Genomic DNA, 16976 nt, shown 5'->3' with positions numbered 1-16976 from the left:
CTCTTTTAAATCTCTTCGTACATTCTTACATTACGTTAATTCTGAACTAATGTACGTGCTTACAACAATTCTATTATATCACTTTTGGACTAACTCAAAAAATTGAGTAGAAGCCGATCCTAGTTATTCAAATCAACAAACGTGTTGTAATTAAAGTACTTATAATGAATGCGCATGTTGGAAATCTCAAACGGGGTCCCATCGTCTAAAAAGAAAATTCCACCCATGACCACGACGGGTTCATCAGGTTTTAAGTTCAATAGTCTTTGATCATCAATTGTGGACGGTTGAGCCTCAATCGACATGTAAGATTTGGTTCCCGTCTTATTCAACTTCTCCTCCAAATAGTTAAAAATTGAACCCTTAACCACTCGCTCACTCATCTTGGGCGCCACTTTAACCGGAATGTAACCCGACTCAATAATAATCGGTGTCGAGTCAACCGAGCGGAGGCGTTTAATCTCATACACCTCATCACCTTGATTTAGAAAAAGATCTTCCAAAATTTCAGCGGTGGGCGCAACCACTTTAAATTCTAATAAATCAATTTTAGGGTCGTACCCCTCAATCTTTAGATTATTGGTAATTCCAAGGTTCGATCCCTCATAACTAAAAATGGATTTATTCTTCAAATAAAGTGGATTAATAAAGGTCCCAGAGCCACGTTTTTTAAAGATAATCCCCTGTTCCGCTAGGATCCCTAAAGCCTGTTTAACCGAGCTCCGACTGACGTGGTACCTCGAACTTAACGTCCGTTCATCCGGCAAACGATTATTTTTGAAGTAGTTGGATTCAATCTTCTTTTTTAAGTCATCCATTACCCGTTTATAAACTAGATCAGCCATTCAATACTCCTTATTAGACGTTTCTTAACCATTATTTTAACATATTAAAAATAATAAATTTTGGCTAAAAAAAAGAGCTTCGATCGAATCGAAGTTCTATTCTTTAGTTAATTATTCGTACTGATCGACTTCTTTTTCTGCGTTCTGATGCTCTTTCATGAAACGTCTGTTACTCTTGTACAAGTCCCAAACGACCCAGGTCAAGAGGGCCAGAACTAGAACAATCAAAATGTAGGCAATCCAGTTCCCCATGTCGGTTTGAGCTGGAGTTGGATTATCACCAAAGAAACTGACAATCTGACTTGGCAAACCATAGAGGTTCAAGAAAGTCAAAGCAATTACAGAGGCCCAACCAGCAATTTTAACCCAGAGGGCATTAACGAATCGTTTCCCACGCATTTCAAACTTACTATCGGTAAAGATCAGAAGTGGCAACATGGAGAACGGCAAGGCAAACGCTAAGAAGACCTGCGAGTTATTCATCAGCGTATTTAGCGCTTCATGTTCCTGAACCGCTGGTTTCCCACTACTCAAAAGCACACAGATAACAACTGGGATGATTGAGATAACACGGGTAACCAAACGACGGGCCCACAAAGGCATTCTCATGTGAATGAAACCTTCCATAACCACCTGTCCGGTCAAGGTCCCAGTAATAGTTGAGTTTTGACCAGAAGCAAGCAAGGCAACGGCAAACAGAATTGAAAGAACTCCGGTCTTAGCAACACTTGCTAGTAATGGATTGGTCATAAATTCAGGATTCTTCAAGGCTTCAAACAAACCGAAGAATGAAGGATCTTTAACGGCACCAGACTTGAAGACCGCAACACCCATGATTAATAGCAAGGCATTAACAAAAAATGCCATTGATAATTGGATGTTTGAGTCCCAGGCTGAAAACTTAACTGAACGTGCCACTGAATCCTCGTCGTTATTATCAGTTTTTCTGGTCTGGGAAATGGCAGAATGTAAGTATAGATTATGTGGCATAACGGTAGCACCAATGATACCTAAGGCACCACTTAATGGAGTCTGACCTCCAACATATGGATGAGTTTGAACCGTCTTAATGTTTGGAACTAAGTTCAAGAAGACCTGTGACCAACGTGGGTTTGAAAGGGCAACTTCATAGGCAAATACCAAGAAGATAACACAAATCAAACAAACAACAATGGCTTCAATCTTTCTAAATCCAATACTAGTAAGTAATAACAGTACCAAAACATCTAGAACCGTAATCAAAACGGCAATCAACAATGGAATATGGAACAGCAAGTACAAAGCAATCGCGGCACCGATAACTTCCGCGATATCGGTCGCCATAATCGCTAACTCAGTTGTTATCCAAAGGACAACCCCCAATGTCTTACTAGTTCTTGCACGAATCGCCTGCGCTAAATCCATTTGTGTCACGATACCAAGTTTAGCCGCCATGTATTGAAGTAACATCGCGATCAAACTTGAAATCAAGATAATTGACATCAGCAAGTATCCAAAGTTTTGACCACCGGTAATTGACGTTGACCAATTTCCGGGATCCATGTACCCCACCGCAACTAACGCTCCAGGTCCTGAATACATGAATAATGTTTTCCAAAATCCTAATCCTTCAGGGACATCAACACTCCCGTTAATTTCTTGAAGGGATTTACCGTTCGCATACTCAATCAGCGCATGTTTTTTCTTTGGTTCTTGTTTCTCGTCTTTTTCACTCATTTTCCTTTGCATCTCCTTCCACGTTGATTCTACATAAATAAGAATTAAAAGTAAATGAAATTTTTACTTATATTTTATTAATATGATAAAATACCTCCGAGAGGTGAGCCATTTGTCAAAGAAAAAAAAGAATCAAGTTCACAAAACCTTAGTTGAACAAATCCTAGAAAAACACCAAATTCCCTTTCAACAGATGATTTTTGCCACGCATCAAGAGGGCGACGTTCAACAAATCACCACGAACGAAGCTGATGTTGATCAACATTTAATTTACAAGACGTTAGCACTGACCGGAAAAACGACTGGTCCCGTCATTGGAGTGGTTCCCTTAGACGAACGCTTGAGTTACAAAAAGTTAGCTAAGGCTTCTGGCAACAAAAAAGTGGGCATGGTTCCCCTAAAAGATCTAGTTAATACGACCGGATACGAGCACGGCGCAAACACGCCCATCGGAATTTATGAACAAAAGGGTTATCCCATCTACATCGATGAAGAAGCCCAAAAACAGGGCGACATCATCGTGTCGTCAGGCCAGATTGGTCGTTCCGTCAAGGTCAACGCCGAAGACGTCAAAAAATTAGTCAACGGAACTTTTGCTGATATCACTGAATAAACTAAAAACGTCGATCCGTTTGGATCGGCGTTTTTTTATCCATCCCATTCGTTTTTGAATTCAGCAACAAATTCACGCATGTACTGGGTTCTCTTCTTCCCAATCTGTTTGGCGGCATCGGTATTTAAGTCGGACGCAATCTTAAACAACTTTTCGTAAAAATGATTGATGGTAGTATCGTCAGTTGCATTACGGTAGTCCGCCTTAGTCGTTAAAGTCCGTGGCTTAATTGTCGGATCGTAAATGGTCCGATGATGTGCCCCGCCATACTGAAAGGCCCGCGCAATTCCAATCGCACCCAGAGCATCTAATCGATCAGCATCTTGAACGATTTGACCCTCTTTTGATAACGGTTGTTTGTGTTCGATGTTGTCACTAAAAGACATGTGATTGATGATGTCCATCACCTGCAAAATCTCATCGGGACTAAAACCAAATTCAGCTAACTTATTTTTGACTTCCTCCCTTTTAGCGTTTGGATCATCCACCAACTTGTCGTCAAAAACGTCGTGCAAGTAGGCAGCCGACAGGGCAATTTCACCGTTAGCTGGTTCGGTCCCCATCAACTGTAAGACCATGTTTGCGACCCGCTGGATGTGGTCAAAGCCGTGCCCACTCTTATCCTTACTCATGTTTTCTTTGGCGTACTCTTTTACTTTGGTAATTTTGTCGTTCAAGTCTCTCACTCCTACTAAATTAATTTCCCACATTATAAATATATAACTAAAAAAGAAGCCATCCAATAGCTTCCTTTACTTACATAATAAAATTAATAATTTCCATCAGGATCGGAACCACGATCACGAACAGCACGGTGCTGGTTACCACTAAATTAGTGGCGTAGTCCACGTCTCCGTGAGACTGACTAACTAAAATCGGCAAAACCGCTAGTTCTGGTGTCGCCGATTGAATTACCAACGTCCCAAATTCTGGCAAAGCCATGTTCACACCAAAGTGCATAAACGTTAAAAGCGTTCCAATCATGATTGCTGGTGCAATCACAAATCTTCCTACCAATCCGGCAATCGTGTCCTTGTCAAAGTGAATTGAAGATAAGCCGGCATCGGCTAAAATGATTCCAATGTAGATCAGTGCCAACGGTGTTACTAGTCCACCAATCATGTTACAGGTCTTATCAATCCACACTGGCAACTTAACGTTAACAATCACGATCCAAGCGAGACCCAAGATAAATCCAACTAGTGGCGGCGGTAAAATCTGTTTGAGGGTAACCTTCTTTTTCTTTCCACCCTTTTGTTTCGTTGGGTCATCTCCTGAAATAAAGAAGATTCCGATCGCCCAGGTTGAGACGGTGTTCATCACATAGTAGACCAAGAAATAGGTCATCCCGGCGTTTCCAAACAACGCAATGTTTAAGGGTAATCCCATAAAAATTGTGTTGGCGTTGACCGACATGTTGATAAACGCTCCTCTGCGACCCTTTCTGATCCTTAAAACAAAAACCAATGCGATTGCGATTACATAACCCAGGGTAAAACTAATCAGCGTGTACAGTAGTCCGCCAACTAGTCCAACTAACTTTCCCCGATTCAGATTATCCAAAACGGAAATAAAAATCGAGACCGGTAAGGCAATGTTCATAATCAGGAACGAAACATTTCCCTTAAAGCCATCCGTCATTTTGTTGGAACGACGAAGAAAATAACCTAAAGCAATAATAATGACAATCTCAGCGACACTCTCTAGTGAGGCAATAAATGCGGTCACTGTTTAATCCCTCCAATTAATTAATAAATGAAATTGTGCATACTTCTACGTTACCACTTTCAAACCGGGCCAGTGACCTGGGCACACAAAAAAGAAGCCAGATTGAACGTCTGACTTCTTTATTAATTACTTAATTTATACAATGAAGTTGATAATGGCCATCAAGATTGGAACCACGATCACGAACAGAATCGTACTGGTTACGACCAGGTTAGTAGCGTAATCAACGTCACCGTGGGACTGACTAACCAGAATTGGAAGCACAGCCAAACCAGGGGTGGCTGATTGAATTACTAAGGTGCCAAATTCGATGTTTGGAATCCCAGCACCAGTGTGCATGAAGACCAGTAAGGTTCCGATCATAATTGCCGGGGCAATCACGAAACGAGCAAGCAATGCGGCAATGGAATCCTTATCAAAGTGAATTGATGAAAGACCAGCATCAGCCAAAATAATCCCAATGTAGATTAGTGACAATGGCGTTACCAAGCCACCAATCATGTTACAGGTCTTGTCGATCCACATGGGTAACTTGACGTTAACAATCAAAATCCAAGCTAACGCAACCAAGAAACCAATCAGTGGAGCTGGAAGTAACTTCTTCCAGTTAAAGTTCCCCTTGCTTTCCCCCTTCTTCTTGGTGGGATCGTCTCCTGAAATGAAGAAGATTCCGATCGCCCAAGTCGAGATGGTGTTCATTACATAGTAAATCAGGAAGTAAGTCATCCCAGAAGTTCCAAACAGAGCCAGGTTCAATGGCAGTCCAATGAAGATGGTATTGGCGTTAACCGCCATGTTAATGAAAGTCCCCCTGCGACCCTTTCTAATTTTTAGGATGTAGACCAGGGCAATGGCGACAATGTAACCTAACGCGAAACTAATCACGGTGTATAACAGTCCGCCAGCCAGACCGACTAACTTTCCACGAGTCAAATTATCTAGTACGGATACAAAGATTGAAATGGGCAAAGCCACATTCATGATTAAGAACGAGATGTTTCCCTTGAAACTGTCGGCAAACTTGCCTGACTTTCTCAAAAAATATCCCAGTGCAATAACAATGACAATCTCAGCGACACTTTCTAGTGAAGTAATAAACGCTGCCAATGTAACATTCCTCCAATTATTTGTTTAAATTAGTTAAATCCCGGTATTCTGGATACCATTTTTCGTCATCAACGGCTGACTTAACGTCCGTAATCTTTTCTCTGGTAATGTTTTGGTCAACCGCGCTCTGAGCGACGGCAATTGCAACGGTCTCGGAGAATTCGGTTAACTGGTCAACTGGTGGCAAAATCGCAGCACCTGGAACGGTTGAATCGACAATGCCACCAAGGGAGTGAGCGGCAGCACTAATCATGTCGTCGTTAAGTTTAGTGGCGGTAGCAGCAATGGCACCTAATCCAATTCCTGGGTAAACTAAAGCGTTGTTAGCCTGTCCAATCTCGTACTTCACTCCGTTATATTCAACGGGTGCACTAGGAACTCCGGTCGCAACTAAGGCGCGACCATCAGTCCACTTAATCAAATCGGAAGCGGTTGCTTCAGCTAACTTAGTTGGATTAGAGATTGGCATGATAATAGGACGGTCAGTATGAGCGGCCATTTCCTTAATAACGTCTTCAGTGAAAGCGCCATGTTGAGTAGAAGTTCCAACCATAATTGATGGGTGAACGGCCTTCACGATTGAGAGTAAGTCGGTCAGACTTTCTGATTCAGAAAATTCGGAACGGCTTCTCGCAAATTCTTTTTGACCAGGAGTTAAATCGGACATGTCGTCAAACAAGAGTCCCTGCTTGTCAACCATGTAGAAGTGTTTCTTGGCTTCTTCCTCGGATAAGCCAGCTTGGACCATTTCTTCATAAACCCGCTCGGCAATTCCAACGCCGGCAGTCCCGGCACCAAAGCACAGGTACTTTTGATCGGTCATCTTTTCGCCAGAAATCTTAAGGCCACCGAGAACTCCGGCGAGCACAATGATTCCAGTCCCTTGAATGTCATCGTTAAAGACCAAGTAGTCATCCTTGTACTTATCCAGGATGTTTGAAGCGTTAGCACGCCCAAAGTCTTCAAAGTGAAGGTACAAGTTTGGGAATAAGTCTTCTGCTTCTTTAACAAACTTGTCAACGAAGTCGTAGTACTTTTGACCATAATCGCGATCCTGGTGATTACCAAGGTAAAGTGGATTGTCCAGTAAACTCTTGTTAGTAGTACCAACGTCTAGGACAACTGGTAGAACTTCAGATGGATCAATCCCGGCAGCGGCACTGTAAACCATCAACTTACCAACTGGAATGTCAATTCCTTGAGTTCCCCAATCACCAATTCCGAGGATTCCCTCACCATCGGTGACAACAATTAACTTGATGTTGCGTCCGCCGGCAGTGTTCTTCAAACTTTCACGGATCGTTTCAGGGTCATCGTGATTGATTGATAAAAACGCTGCGTTCTGTGGGTTAACGTATAATCTGGAATAGTTTTCAATTGAGTCAGCGATCGTTGGGTCGTAAACGACCGGCATGAATTCGGTGACGTGTTTAGCGAAGGTCGCATAGAATAGCACCCGGTTTTCGTTGAAAATACTCATCAGGTAGATCCGTTTTTCAAGGTCACTACCCTTGTGTTGGTATTCGTCATAAACGTTTTCAACCTGTTCGTCTAAGGTCTGCACGTTCGGTGGAAGCATCCCCACCAGTCCCAATGTTTTTCGTTCATCATCAGTAAATGCAGTCCCCTTATTGATAAAGGGATTGTTCAATATTTCTTCACCTTTAGCCATATTTTAAGACTCCTTTTTGTAGTAAAATAGTCCGTAATTGATTCTTTTAAATACTAATTCACTATCAAAAAGATAGTCAAACGCGATTTATTCATAAATTTAATTTATATGAGGCCATCATGAAGCTAAAAGATTTAATGTACTTCAACAAGTTAACCGAGCTCAAGAATTACACCGACGTCTCCAAGTATTATCACGTTAAACAGCCTACCATTACCATGGCCATTAAACGCCTAGAGGATAATTTCCACGTCGAATTAATTAATCGAAACCAGTCCCACCACCAAATCAAGCTCACAAAGGCCGGCGTCAATCTTGAAAAACACGTCCAGGTAATTGTGAAAGAAGTAGACGAAATTAACGACGAAATGGGAAGCATCAGTGACCATGTCATTCGATTTGGCCTCCCACCAATCATTGGGAACTATTATTTTCCAAAGCTTGCTTCCGAACTATTCTCACTTGGGATCTTAAATGATCTTGATAACTCGGAGAGTGGTTCCAAAAAGCTTTTGGGAGAATTAAAGGACGGTCAGATCGACCTAGCGCTTTTAGGATCATCTCAGCCACTTGAAAGTAGCGGGATTAATGCAACGGTTTTAACCAAAGACCGCTTCATGCTGGTCGTAAATCACCAATCACCACTGGCAGATGCTCACTCCGTTAAATTTTCCGACCTCAAAAACGAAGAGTTTGTGGGGCTCTCCAGTGACTTCGTTCACACCCAGGTCTTTTCGGATCTTTCTAAGCTTCACTCGATTCACCCCAAGATTAAGTATCAAACGTCTGACATTGAGTTGGCCAAACGACTGGTGTATGAAAACGTAGGAACTACTTTTTTGGTTAGTAAAGCCATTAAACCTTCCGACAACCTCGTCTCCATCCCCATTGACGATGAAAGTTTACCCCCGTTTTACGTTTCGGTGGCTTTTCGTAAAAGTCACGTGCTCTCACCGGAAGAAAAAGAATTAATCAACGTTTTAACCAAATCAATTGCACAAAAAAAGTAGGAATTCCACTTGGAATTCCTACTTTTAATTTTTTATGACTTAGAAACTAAACTTCTTTATCAGTTTGCGTTTCGACCCCGACACCTTCGTATTCATCAAGAATCATATTCTTGAGATCTGCGATTAGTGGTTCCTTCGGGTTAGCAGTTGTACATTGATCAGCGTATGCCAGTTCGGCAAGGTGATCAGCGGCAGCTTCAAGTTCTTGTTTACTTACACCTTGTGACTTCAGATCGAGTTCAACTCCAACCGAGTGAGCTAATTCGATGAAGCGGTGAACCAAGGCTTCCTTTAATTCTTCATTGGAGTTTCCTGGAAGACCAAGGTAGCTAGCGATGTTAGCGTAATCATCATCGGCTCTAAATGATTCGTACTTAGGCCATGTGGCAATCTTCTTTGGCTTCTTAAAGTTGTATCTGATAACGTGTGGCAAGGTAATGGCGATGGCAAGCCCGTGGGTGATGCCGAATTGTCCACCAATCTTATGAGCAATTGAGTGGGTAATTCCAAGAAAGGCGTTCGCAAATGCCATCCCGGCAATCGTTGAGGCGGTGTGCATCTTGTCTCGAGCTTCCATGTTGCCGTTGTATGAATCAGTCAAGTTATCAAAGATCATCTTGATGGCCTGCAGTGACATTGGACGAGTGTAGTCTGATGCCATGGTTGATACGTATGACTCAATCGCATGAGTTAAGGCATCAAGTCCTGAGGCAGCAATGGTGCCTTTTGGTACCGTCTTAACAAACTGTGGATCAACGATGGCAACGTCAGGTGTCAAAGCGTAATCAGCTAATGGATACTTAACGTGAAGCTTTGAATCAGTGATAACTGAGAATGGCGTTACTTCTGAACCAGTTCCGGAAGTACTTGGAATGGCAACCATTTGTGATTTTTCTGGTTTGTTGTATCTGTAAGCACGTTTTCTAATATCCAAGAACTTCTGTTTTGCACCGAAGAAGTCAGTTTCAGGGTTTTCGTAAATCAACCACATCATCTTAGCGGCATCAAGTGGTGATCCACCACCAAGGGCAATGATGGTGTCAGGCTTAAAGGCATTCATTTGGGTAACTCCAGCGTTCACCATGTCAGTTGTTGGTTCACCGTGAATGTCATCAAAGATGTAGTACTGAACGTCATCTTCTCTTCGGTTCAATTCATCTAAGACTTTGTCAACGTAGTGATACTTAACCATGGAAGGACTCGTAACGATAAAGGCCTTCTTGATACCTGGCATGTCGTGGAGGTAGCGAACTGAGTTCTTTTCGAAGTAGATTCGAGGTAATTTAATCCATTGCATATTATTTCTTCTCTTTGCGATAGTTTTAATGTTCAACAAGTCATAATCAGTAACGTTATGGGAGATTGAGTTTTTACCCCATGATCCAGTTCCAAGCGTAAGTGATGGGGTCATGTTGTTGTACAAATTACCAACTCCAGCAAGGCCAGCTGGTGAGTTGACAATTACTCTCGAAGCCTTAACGGCCACCCCAAAGTCAACGGCTAACTGGTCATCTGAAGTTTGAATTGCTGCGGTATGGCCTAATCCACCGTAGTTTAGAAGTTCAGCACAAATTCTGAAAGCATCCTTGTGGTCCTTTGACTTGTAGACCGAAAGAACTGGTGATAATTTTTCCCCTGACATTGGGTACTTAGGACCAATTCCGGTCATCTCAACGGCCAGCACTTGAGTGTCTTTTGGGATCTTAATCTTAGCCATGTCAGCAATTTGTTGGGCAGTGGCACCAGCAATCGGACCCTTAACACTAAGACGCTTGCTATCAAACATGGCGTCAGTCAACTTTTGTTTTTCGTTTTCAGGAACGAAGTAGACCCGGTTTAATTCGAGTTGTTCTTTTACATCCTTGTAGATGTCGGCGTCGATTACGGCACTGTTTTCAGTGGCACAAATCATCCCGTTATCAAAGGTCTTTGATAAAACGATATCGTTAACGGCACGTGGGATGTTAGCGGTTTTTTCAACGTAGACCGGGCCATTACCAGGACCAACTCCTAAAGCTGGTTTTCCAGCGGAGTAAGCGGCCTTAACCAATCCGGGACCACCAGTTGCAAGGGTAATGTCAACGCCAGGGTTCTGAATTAAAGCGTTGGTAGCTTCACGACTAGGCTTTTCAATCCATTGAATGGCATCCTTAGGAGCGCCAGCTTTAACCGCAGCGTCGCGCACGATTCGAGCAGCTTCAATTGATGATTGAAGGGCTTGTGGGTGCAAACTAAAGATGATGGCGTTTCTAGTCTTCATTGAAATAATCGCTTTGAATAAAGTAGTTGAGGTTGGGTTAGTAACCGGAGTGATCCCAGCAATAACACCGAGTGGTTCAGCAACTTTAATCAGGTCATTTTCAGAATCTTCTGAGATGATGCCAACGGTTTTATCATTACGAATATCGTGCCAAATTTCTTCAGTGGCAAACAAGTTCTTGATGGCCTTGTCTTCTTCAACACCACGTCCCGTTTCTTCATAAGCCATTTTAGCTAACTTTTGGTGGGCGTTAACTCCAGCAAGTACCATTGCGTGGGTAATCTTATCAACCTTATCCTGGTCGAAATTACTCATCTCATCTACGGCAATGCGCGCTTTTTGAACTTTTGCATCAATATTCTTATCGATCTCTTCAACATTGGGTTGTTGCTTTGCATCTGTCATACTTCCAGCCTCCAATATTTTCTTGTTATTTTCTTCACAACTAATATCATATCATCATCTTTTGCAAAAAGCAATGGTTCATTGTTATTTTTATCACTTATTATTCTGACGGTTATTAAACTCTTAAAAAATAATTAATTAATTGGACGGATGCTATTGTTACATAATGCACTAACTGTTAATTAAAAAGACAGGTAACGCCCTCATGACGCTATCTGTCTAAATCCTTATTTGTTAAAAAGTTTGTGTCTAACTAATCTGACGCACTTTTGCACCCCAACAAACGTGAAGTCGGTCGTAAGTGCCAGAAGTAATCCAATTCCCCCGACGGACCACGTAAAAATCGTGACCAGTGAGAAAATCTTGCCAAGAAAGATGAACACCGACAAAAAGAGCGTGATACTCAAAACGACGATGGCCAGTTTGTAGCGGTTAAATGGTCGACAAACCATTGTCAAAGCCAACCAACAGATGACACCAGTAATCAAGACACTCAGTGATGAGGTAATGGAGGTAAATAGTCCGAGAACATCACCAATCACGCCAATCACTAAAATGTAGAAGACGACACTTAGTGCAGCTGGAAGTGAAATTTCGTAAATGTTGGAAGCAAATCGGTCCTTTAGAGCACGATAATTCGGTTCAAGCGCCAAGAGGAACGATGGGATTCCGACCATTAAGTCATTAATCGGTGTGAGTTGAATTGGTTGAAACGGATAGTTTCTGGCAAAAAACAGAAAGAGCACACTGAGCATGACCGAGAACATGGTCTTAATTAGGTACAGGCAGGCGATGCTATCAATGTTGTTGATCACCCTCCGACCTTCATTTAACACCTTAATGAGGGCGTCGAAGTTGGAATCAATAATCACGAAGTCGGCAATACTCTTAACACTTTCAGATCCCGATGCCATTGCAATCCCACAGTCCGACTGCTTTAAGGCCAATAAGTCATTGACCCCGTCACCAGTCATGGCAACCGTCCGACCGTTGGCTTGTAAGGCCTTAATCAGCCGTTGCTTCTGATCGGGTTTGACGCGTCCGAACACCACGTACTGCTTGACCAAATCACGGTAGTTGGCGTCGTCCTCGATTGTCGTCATGTCAACGTAATCATCGGAATTGTGAATGCCGACCCGGTTGGCAATGCTTGAAACGGTGACCGGATCATCGCCAGAAATGACCTTTAAGTCCACCCCCTGGTTATAGAAAAATTGCAGGGTTTCAGAAGCATTTGGTCGGATGACATCCGTAATCAAGATTAGGGCAATCAGTTCACTACCCGCGATACTATCCTCGTTTAGTTGATCCACTTTTGCGAGCGCAATGACCCGAAAGCCCTGTGCGGCGTAGTGTTTAACTTCTTGTTGTTGCTTATCGGTTAAATCCAAAATGAACTGGGGTGCTCCGAAGACGTATTTTCCCTTGTCGTCTAACTCGGCCCCACTCCACTTTCTTGCCGAAGAAAACGGTACAATCATACTGGCAGCGTACGGGTGCTGCTTGAATTCGTTTTTAAGTGCTGAAGCGGTCTCGTTATTGTCATCAATTTCATGAACCAAAGATCCCATGATTTCGGCAATTTGTTGATCAGTGTAATTAGGGGCCTCTTTCACCATCTGTTTAAATTTCAATTCGCCACTGGTAATGGTTCCGGTCTTATCCAGACAGATCGTGTTCACCCGTGCCAGAGTTTCAATGGAAGAAAGGTCTCTGACCAGGACCCGTTTTTTGGCCAGGTGATAGGCAGAGATTGCGAGGGTCACTGAGGTCAAAAGAACCAACCCTTCCGGAATCATCCCAATCATGGCCGCCACGGTTCCCAGAATGGCATTATTAACGCTCACCCCGTGCATCAAACGGGAAACAAAAAGTGCTACTCCTAGTGGAATGATAATGAACGTCAGAATTTTAATGATTTTTTTAATCAGTGAGATTAAGACACTGTTCTTACTCTTGTCGGTCTTGGCCTGGTTTGTAATCGTGTTAACAAAGGTCTTATCGCCAACTTTAGTTGCAAGCATGAATGCTTTTCCACTAACCAGAAAACTACCAGACGTCAGTTCATCGCCGGTGGTTTTCTCGATTGGATTGGATTCACCGGTGATTTGGGACTCGTCAACTTCAATCCCCTTGGTCTGTTTTACGACTCCGTCAACCGGCACCTGGTCACCACGGTCCAACTCAACGATGTCTCCTAACACAATCTGGTCTGGTTGAATAAGTTCAATTTTTCCGTTCCGTCGAACTTTAACTTTGCTTTGAGACAACAACGCCATTTTGTCAACCTGGCGCTTAGAACGAATCTCCTGAAAGATTCCGATGGTAGTGTTCGCTATGGCAATCACCAAGAACAACATGTTGATGTAGCTACCGGTATAAAATACTAGCGCGCCAAGGACTACGTTGATTACGTTAAACAGCGTAAAGATGTTTTCCACCAAGATCTGCTTCACAGACTTCGTCAGTGGTTTAGGCGCCGTATTCTTATAACCGTCTGCCACCTGTTGTTTAACTTCCGTACTCGTTAGTCCCTCACTCGGATTCACGTTATTAATATCGATCTGGTCACTTGCCACAGTTACACCTCCTTATGTAATTAATTCATTTCTAATTAGTATTGTATAAGAAGGAATTAAATTTTGCACCACTAATGAAAGAAAAGCGCAAAGTTTTAAAAATAGTTAAAAAAAGAGATGATCTAATTGGATCATCTCTTAACACTTAATCTAAATTAAATTAGTCAATTTCAACGTGATGGTTTTGGGTTTCGTCATCTTGTGATTTTGGCAAAGTAATGGTCAAAACACCGCCATCGTAATCAGCTGAAATCTTAGTTTCATCAACATCAGGGATATAGAACGAACGGTTAACGTCACTTGATGAACGTTCTCTACTTAAGATGCGGCCGTTGTCACCCTTGTTTTCCTTGTCAATGTCATGAACAGCATGAATTGATAGGTTATCGTTATCATAACTAATGTCAATATCGTTTTTTCTAAAGCCAGGCAATTCGGCCTTTACGACGTAGTCATCACCTTGGTCTAAAACATCAGTTTTCATTCTATTGTTTCCAGCAACTGAGTTTAATAAACTCTTACCAAAGTCACCAAAAAAGTCATCCATTGGATCGTAACTAGTTCTTCTCAAATCGTTTGCCATAACTAAAACCCCTTTTTTATTATTTTATTTGCTAATCTCTTAGCACCTTCTATACTAGGATGTAAAGCCCCTTTCGCACAAGAAATTAGCTCATAATCTATAATAAATTTGCAGATAAATTAACTGTCGTGATAGAAATTTCAAAATATTTAAAAAGCAAAAGAAAAGCTAATTTCATCAAATTAATTTAGGAACTACTTAGAATAAATTTCTATAAACTAGAAAATAAATATATGACTAAACTAATGCACTAATAAAAACAATGCAATAACTCTTAATTAACTTTTACTTTTATATGATCATGTGTGTTATATATATAACAAAAAAGCGCAAAACAATTAAGACAGATAAAAAGACTAAAAAAACCCATTGTCCATGAAACATTAGGATTAAGCATGATGAAATTCCATGCATTTACGTAATGATGCGCGTTATTTAGCTTATTTAAAATCATTAATAAAACATAATAACAAGGAAATTCGACTAAAAATGAAAATACAATTCTTATTATGTTAATCATAAACGCCATAGGTCCAACTATTTCATTACCTTCCATTCTTTCTTGAATACTAGGAATGCCAGTAATAATACAATAAAAAATAAATAATACAACTCCTATACAAAGAATTGGAATATAAATTAATTTTATAATTCCTAAAAATTCATAACCTAATTCAAGTATTTTAGACACTATAGTTAAGTTAAGAATTAAGTTAAGAACATCCAAACCATTACTAATAAACTCTTGTACTGGCTTACATAATAAAATAATTATCACAATGAATGAACAATACATAGAAAAAACACTATGTTCTTTAAATAATATTTTAACCAATTTTTCCTTCATAATTAACTACCACCTCATTGACTAGTAATGTTTTGCACCATTATGCTATAAAATAATAGCTTAGACAATAAATTTATCTTCACTCAAGCTATTGTGATAAAATCAATTGATTATGCCATTCATCTTAAATACTTAAAAAAATGGATAAGTACGTTATAATATACTTACTGTTTAAAATTTTGAAATGAGGAATGAAATTTGAATACCGGTCAGATAATACTTGATCTAATAATTATTTTAATAACGTTCTTCTTTGCTGCGTTTTTCGTCGCGTGTGAGTTCTCACTGGTCCAATCAAGGCCAAGTGCCCTCCAAGAAAAACTCGATGATGAAGATATCAGTGACAAAAAGAAGAAAAAAATTAATCGTGAAATGAAAATGGTAACCAATCTTAACGAGTACCTTTCGACAACCCAAGTGGGTGTTTCACTTGCGGGAATCATTCTTGGTTGGATTGGTGAATCATTCGTAATTGGAATCCTGGTTTCCATCATGGAATTAAGGGATTTCAGTGTTAATCCCGCTACCGCTCATAGCATTGGTGCGATTGTCGGGGTGCTGTTACTTACCTATCTAGAGGTGGTCTTTACTGAGATTGTTCCCAAAAACATCAGTATTGACATGCCACTGAAAGTTTTAAGCGTGATTGCTGGTCCGCTTCACTTCTTTCACATTTTATTCTACCCATTTGTGTGGTTACTAAATGTGTCAGCAACTGGTGTAGTTAAGTTACTGGGAATTCCAGTTGCAAACGAAAACGACGAGGCCTTCTCACAATCAGAAATTTTGAGTCTCTCAAAGGATGCCGTTAAAAATGGTGACCTGGAGCGAAACGACTATCTGTACATGCAGCGGTCGTTTGAATTAAACGACAAAGTGGCCAGAGACATCATGATTGACCGAACCCAATTAGTTACGATCGACATCAACGACACGGTCCAGGACGCTATTAACGTCTACATTCAAAAAAAATTTAGTCGAATTCCCGTTGTTAAAGACAATGATAAGGATAATATCCTGGGTTACGTCTACAGTTACGACTTGGTTAGACAATCGCAGGTTGATTCAAACGTTAAGGTTGGAAAACTAATCCGAAAGATTAGTACGACCCCCGAAACCACCCCCATTACGATGGTACTTCAACAAATGATTAAGATGCACCAACCGATTGTCGTGGTCATCGACGAATACGGTGGAACTTCAGGATTAATTACCGATAAGGATATTTACGAAGAGTTGTTTGGAACCGTTCGAGACGAGATTGACCCACAGGTTAACGAATACATCTTCAAGCAGCCCAATGGCACTTTCCAAGTCAACGGAAAATTAAACACGTACGACTTTGAAAAGTACTTTGACGTTGAAATGCCCGCCTTTGACGATTCTGACATCGTCACGATTGCCGGTTTCATCATCGAACAAAATCCTCACATTAAAGTGGGTGACGTGGTTACCATTGACGGCTTTCAGTTTAAAGTTCTTGACTACAAGAACTCGTTCATTAATTGGTTAGAGGTCAATAAATTAGAACCAACTGATGATGAATCAGACACAGATGACGATCAAAAAGATTAATAACTAATATCAATAAAGCCGAGGATCCTCCTCGGC

General features: G+C 41.2%; 13 protein-coding genes. 3 read left to right on the top strand and 10 right to left on the bottom strand.

Going from position 1 to position 16976, the window contains the following annotated elements; all coding sequences use genetic code 11:
- Nucleotides 1–119: 119 nt before the first annotated feature.
- Both AC6UDD_RS06240 and AC6UDD_RS06235 read right to left on the bottom strand, forming a co-directional pair.
- The gene (locus tag AC6UDD_RS06240) at nucleotides 120–845 is read right to left on the bottom strand and encodes a GntR family transcriptional regulator (RefSeq protein ID WP_500719747.1); all 726 of its coding nucleotides are present in this window, start codon (nucleotides 843–845) and stop codon (nucleotides 120–122) included.
- Nucleotides 846–956: 111 nt separating this feature from the next.
- Nucleotides 957–2561 carry an Nramp family divalent metal transporter gene (locus AC6UDD_RS06235; RefSeq protein ID WP_500719745.1) on the bottom strand — a complete coding sequence of 535 codons (1605 nt, stop codon included), beginning with the start codon at nucleotides 2559–2561 and terminating at the stop codon, nucleotides 957–959.
- 112 nt (nucleotides 2562–2673) lie between these two features.
- Here AC6UDD_RS06235 and AC6UDD_RS06230 point away from each other — a divergent pair, with 112 nt between their 5' ends.
- Nucleotides 2674–3174 (top strand): aminoacyl-tRNA deacylase, encoded by a 501-nt coding sequence (locus AC6UDD_RS06230; RefSeq protein WP_500719742.1) that lies wholly within the window; start codon nucleotides 2674–2676, stop codon nucleotides 3172–3174.
- Nucleotides 3175–3209: 35 nt separating this feature from the next.
- Here the strand turns inward: AC6UDD_RS06230 and AC6UDD_RS06225 are convergent, their stop codons facing one another.
- The 4 genes from AC6UDD_RS06225 to AC6UDD_RS06210 form a co-directional block, all read right to left on the bottom strand.
- Nucleotides 3210–3860: an HD domain-containing protein gene (locus AC6UDD_RS06225; protein ID WP_500719740.1), complete on the bottom strand. Its 651-nt coding sequence runs from the start codon at nucleotides 3858–3860 to the stop codon at nucleotides 3210–3212.
- 70 nt (nucleotides 3861–3930) lie between these two features.
- Nucleotides 3931–4902 carry an AEC family transporter gene (locus tag AC6UDD_RS06220; RefSeq protein WP_500719737.1) on the bottom strand — a complete coding sequence of 324 codons (972 nt, stop codon included), beginning with the start codon at nucleotides 4900–4902 and terminating at the stop codon, nucleotides 3931–3933.
- A gap of 135 nt (nucleotides 4903–5037) precedes the next feature.
- A complete protein-coding gene (locus AC6UDD_RS06215; protein WP_500719735.1) occupies nucleotides 5038–6009 on the bottom strand; it encodes an AEC family transporter in 972 nt (323 codons plus the stop codon).
- 16 nt (nucleotides 6010–6025) lie between these two features.
- A complete protein-coding gene (locus AC6UDD_RS06210; RefSeq protein ID WP_500719733.1) occupies nucleotides 6026–7681 on the bottom strand; it encodes a malolactic enzyme in 1656 nt (551 codons plus the stop codon).
- Between the two features lie 119 nt (nucleotides 7682–7800).
- On the opposite strand from AC6UDD_RS06210, the gene AC6UDD_RS06205 reads away from it, so the two are divergent.
- Complete coding sequence (locus AC6UDD_RS06205) at nucleotides 7801–8691, top strand: LysR family transcriptional regulator (RefSeq protein ID WP_500719731.1); 891 nt, start codon at nucleotides 7801–7803, stop codon at nucleotides 8689–8691.
- Nucleotides 8692–8737: 46 nt separating this feature from the next.
- On the opposite strand, the gene adhE is transcribed toward AC6UDD_RS06205, so the two are convergent.
- The 4 genes from adhE to AC6UDD_RS06185 all read right to left on the bottom strand — a co-directional run bounded on the left by adhE (nucleotide 8738) and on the right by AC6UDD_RS06185 (nucleotide 15365).
- Entirely contained in the window at nucleotides 8738–11356 is a 2619-nt protein-coding gene (adhE, locus tag AC6UDD_RS06200; protein WP_500719729.1) for a bifunctional acetaldehyde-CoA/alcohol dehydrogenase, read from the bottom strand.
- A gap of 227 nt (nucleotides 11357–11583) precedes the next feature.
- The gene (locus tag AC6UDD_RS06195; RefSeq protein ID WP_500719727.1) at nucleotides 11584–13935 is read right to left on the bottom strand and encodes an HAD-IC family P-type ATPase; all 2352 of its coding nucleotides are present in this window, start codon (nucleotides 13933–13935) and stop codon (nucleotides 11584–11586) included.
- A gap of 160 nt (nucleotides 13936–14095) precedes the next feature.
- On the bottom strand, nucleotides 14096–14518 hold the full coding sequence (locus tag AC6UDD_RS06190; RefSeq protein ID WP_500719725.1) for an Hsp20/alpha crystallin family protein: 423 nt from the start codon (nucleotides 14516–14518) through the stop codon (nucleotides 14096–14098).
- Nucleotides 14519–14792: 274 nt separating this feature from the next.
- Complete coding sequence (locus AC6UDD_RS06185) at nucleotides 14793–15365, bottom strand: hypothetical protein (protein ID WP_500719722.1); 573 nt, start codon at nucleotides 15363–15365, stop codon at nucleotides 14793–14795.
- A 198-nt stretch (nucleotides 15366–15563) separates the two neighbouring features.
- Between AC6UDD_RS06185 and AC6UDD_RS06180 the strand changes: the two genes are divergently transcribed.
- The gene (locus AC6UDD_RS06180) at nucleotides 15564–16940 is read left to right on the top strand and encodes a hemolysin family protein (RefSeq protein WP_500719720.1); all 1377 of its coding nucleotides are present in this window, start codon (nucleotides 15564–15566) and stop codon (nucleotides 16938–16940) included.
- Nucleotides 16941–16976: the final 36 nt, after the last annotated feature.

The organism is Fructilactobacillus sp. X2R1C3, from assembly GCF_059901425.1.
Note: the sequence above shows the minus strand (reverse complement) of the source record. Positions and strands in the feature narration are given on the sequence as shown.